Source organism: Amycolatopsis rhizosphaerae (genome assembly GCF_007713715.1).
GTDB classification, from domain to species: domain Bacteria; phylum Actinomycetota; class Actinomycetes; order Mycobacteriales; family Pseudonocardiaceae; genus Amycolatopsis_E; species Amycolatopsis_E rhizosphaerae.
The window spans coordinates 1-3,582 of record NZ_VJWX01000633.1 but is presented as its reverse complement, the minus strand read 5'-3'; the positions used below and the strand labels follow the sequence as shown (position 1 = coordinate 3,582).

At 72.0% G+C, this 3,582-nt stretch carries 3 protein-coding genes; 2 read left to right on the top strand and 1 reads right to left on the bottom strand.

Going from position 1 to position 3,582, the window contains the following annotated elements:
* The first annotated feature begins 399 nt into the window (after positions 1-399).
* Positions 400-1,617, top strand: coding sequence for a galactokinase (gene galK, locus FNH05_RS34580; protein ID WP_144593059.1), 1,218 nt, complete (start codon positions 400-402; stop codon positions 1,615-1,617).
* A gap of 105 nt (positions 1,618-1,722) precedes the next feature.
* Entirely contained in the window at positions 1,723-2,706 is a 984-nt protein-coding gene (gene galE / locus FNH05_RS34575) for a UDP-glucose 4-epimerase GalE (RefSeq protein WP_144593058.1), read from the top strand.
* Between the two features lie 55 nt (positions 2,707-2,761).
* Here galE and FNH05_RS34570 read toward each other — a convergent pair.
* Positions 2,762-3,582: DUF4192 domain-containing protein (locus FNH05_RS34570; protein WP_144593057.1), on the bottom strand; the 821-nt coding region annotated here is incomplete at its 5' end.

Genomic DNA, 3,582 nt, shown 5'->3' with positions numbered 1-3,582 from the left:
ACCGTCTCCACCGCACACTGCTGGCCCACTGCCGGGTCGCTGCCGGATCGCTGCCCGGCCACGGCGGCCGGCCTGTCCCACCGCATTCAATTACCCGCGGTTTCGGCTCCCCGCACCGTCCGGCCTCCCGAGCCGGGCCCTTGCCGTACCCCCACCGCCGGGGCCTTGCCTTCCAGTTCCTCCCTCTCTTCGCACGGTCCGCATCCCTCCGGCCACCCAACGTAGGCACCCCAGGTCTCAGCCGGGGCTCTCCCCGTCATGGCATGGTGAACAGACGCGCCGGTGGGGGCGGAACTCTCCTCCGCCGTGGCACCTCCGGCGCATCAGGCACGGTGAGGGACCGGCGGGTACGCGGCGGTCAGGAACAGGCGGGGCGACCCCCGCCGGGATGGGTCAGGGTTGAACGAGAGTCAGAGCCCGGTCGGCGCGGGGGGTTCCGCGCGTTCTCAGGCGCACGAGGCTGCCGAAGCGTTCCACTCGGTGCACGGCCGGACGCCCCGCGGCGTCTGGTCGGCACCAGGACGGGTGAACCTGATCGGTGAACACACCGACTACAACGACGGTTTCGTCCTTCCCTTCGCCCTCCCCCACCGGCTCGCGGCCGCGGCCGCCCCGCGCGAGGACGGGATGCTGTCGGTGGCCACGCTCGGCTCGGACGGCAAGATCCAACAGGCCGAACCGGTGGCGATCGCGGACCTCGCCCCGGGTGTGGTGGACGGCTGGGCGGCCTATCCCGCGGGCGTGGCTTGGGTGCTGCGTGACCACGGCTTCGACCGTGGTGCGGACGTGGTGCTGGCCGGTGACGTGCCCACCGGTGCCGGTCTTTCCTCCTCTCATGCGCTCGAATGCGCGGTTTCCCTGGCCCTGATGGGCCTCGCCGGGGTGGAACTGGACGCTCCTGGCGCTCCGGCCCGCCAGGAGATCGCCCGCTGGGTGCAGCGCGCGGAGAACGACTTCGTGGGCGCCCCCACGGGCCTGCTCGACCAGACGGCGTCGCTGTGCTGCACGCAGGCGCACGTGCTGTTCCTCGACGTCCGGTCCGGCGAAACCGAGCAGGTGCCGTTCGACGCCACCGCGGCCGGTCTGCGCGTCGTGGTCATCGACACGCGGACCAAGCATTCGCACAGCGACGGCGGCTACGGCGAGCGCCGCCGGGGCACCGAGACCGCCGCCACCCTGCTCGGGCTCAAGGCGCTGCGAGACATCGCTCCCGGCGACCTGGACGCCACCCTCGACCGGCTGCCCGCCGAGCTGGTGCCGCTGGTGCGCCACGTCGTCACCGAAAACCAGCGGGTGCTCGATGTCGTCGGTCTGCTGCGCGCCGGACGGCTGGCCGGAATCGGGCCGTTCCTGGACGCCTCCCACGTCAGCATGCGCGACGACTACCGGATCTCCACTCCCGAACTCGACACCGCGGTGGACGCCGCCCGCGAGGCCGGTGCGCTCGGCGCTCGCATGACCGGCGGCGGATTCGGCGGCTCCGCCATCGCGCTCGTGCCCGAAACGGCGATGACCGCCGTGGAGGAGGCGGTGACCGCTGCCTACGAGCGCGAGGGGTGGCGCCCGCCGCGGACCTTCGTGGCGGTGCCCTCGGCCGGGGCCGGCCGCGATCTGTGACCGGCCGGCCCCGGCGGGCCCATCCTGTGCGGCACTCACAGGCGGATGGTCCACACTGACCGTGTCACCTCCTTCATCGCTTCGAGAAAGGTTCCCGACGACACCATGGCGACCGCTCAAGACCGCAAGCCCCGCAAACTGATCGTCACCGGCGGCGCCGGATACGTCGGCAGTGTCTGTGCGGCCCGCCTCCTGGAGGCCGGGCATGAAGTCGTCGTCGTGGACGACCTGTCGACCGGGCACGCCGACGCGGTGCCGGAGGGGGCCCGGTTCGTCGAGGGCGATGCCGCCGAGGCCACCGCCGGCCTGCTCGGCGAGGGCTTCGACGGTGTGCTGCACTTCGCCGCGAAGTCCCTGGTCGGCGAGTCGATGCAGGACCCCGCGAAGTACTGGCACGGCAACGTCTTCACCGCGATCCGCCTGCTGGACGCGATGCGCGAGCACGGCACCGAACGGCTGGTGTTCTCCTCGACCGCGGCCACCTACGGCGAACCCGAGGAGAGCCCGATCCCGGAGACCGCACCCACCCAGCCCACCAACACCTACGGCGCCACGAAGCTGGCGATCGACCACGCCATCACCACCTACGCCCGCGCGCACGGGCTGGCGGCGGTGAGCCTGCGCTACTTCAATGTCGCCGGTGCCTACGGGCGTTACGGGGAACGGCACACCACCGAGACCCACCTGATCCCGCTGGTGCTGCAGGTGGCCACCGGCGACCGCGAGCAGGTGCAGATCTACGGCGAGGACTACCCGACCGAGGACGGCACGGCCGTGCGGGACTACATCCACGTCGCCGACCTCGCCGATGCGCACCTGCTGGCTCTGGAGCACGCGAGCGCGGGCGAGCACAAGATCTACAACCTGGGCAACGGCACCGGCTTTTCGGTCCGGCAGGTGATCGAGACCTGTCGTGAGGTGACCGGGCACCCGATCCCGGCCGTGGTCGCGCCGCGGCGGGCCGGAGACCCGGCGATCCTGGTAGCCGCCAGCGACCGGGCCCGCACCGAGCTCGGCTGGAAACCGGAACGCGCCGACCTCTTCGGCATCGTCAGCGATGCCTGGCGGTTCACGCAGGATCGCCGCTGACCATGGGGGCAGGCCATCCCGGGGACCGGCGCCGCTCCCCGGGACGGCGACCGGTTCAGGGGATCCCCTCCCGGCCTGGTGGCCCCGGAGCCACCAGCGGACCCACCTCGCCCATACAACCGAGATGCCGCACCGTGTCCGGCGCGATTCCGTGTTCGAGGCAGCGCCGGAGGAGGGCGGCCAGCAGATACCCGGGGTCGGCGGCCAGCGCGTTGTCGAAGGCCAGGTTGGCCAGCGCTCCTTCTCCCCGCTGGTAGGCGGAATAGCCGAGCAGCGTGGCGGGGGCGGCACGTTCGGGTTCCGGGGTGCGGCGGACGAGTTCGAACCAGAGCCGTTCCGCGGCGAAACTGCTTTCGCTGCGCGGCGGAACGGCGGTGGTCAGACAGGCGTCCCGCACCTGGGTGTCGGCCAGAGCCTGCGCGAGTCGCACGATCTCCTCGTCGGTGAAGGCCGGGTCCGGACGGCGGACCCGGACGAGGGCCTCGCGGACCGTCGCCGCGCGCTCCTCGAGGGCAGCCTTCGTGGGAACCGTCGCCTCGAAGTCCCGCATCGCCGCCCGCAGCAGTGGACGGCACCGCTCGACCGCGGCCGGATCGTCCGGCCGCAACTGCGCGGCGAGTTCCTCCCGGCTGTCGAAGGTCACGGCACCGGTGGAGACCATGACCGCGGCGGCCACCGTTTCACGCTCGTCGGGCAGGAGACCGTGGCAGTCGAGATCGTCATAGCACCGCCAGGGCTGCCCACCCCGGACTTCGTTGGTCCACAGGGCATGTCCCACCTTCCTGCCGATCGCGGCGAAGGCCTCGGTGAGTCGTTCCACCAGGCGGAGATGGGGCGGGCGGCCGGGATGGGGCGGATGCTCCGGCTGCTGCCAGA

Coding starts and splice junctions, on each gene's coding strand:
- galE (WP_144593058.1), top strand. CDS start 1,723: ATGGCGACCGCTCAAGACCGCAAGCCCCGCAAACTGATCGTCACCGGC.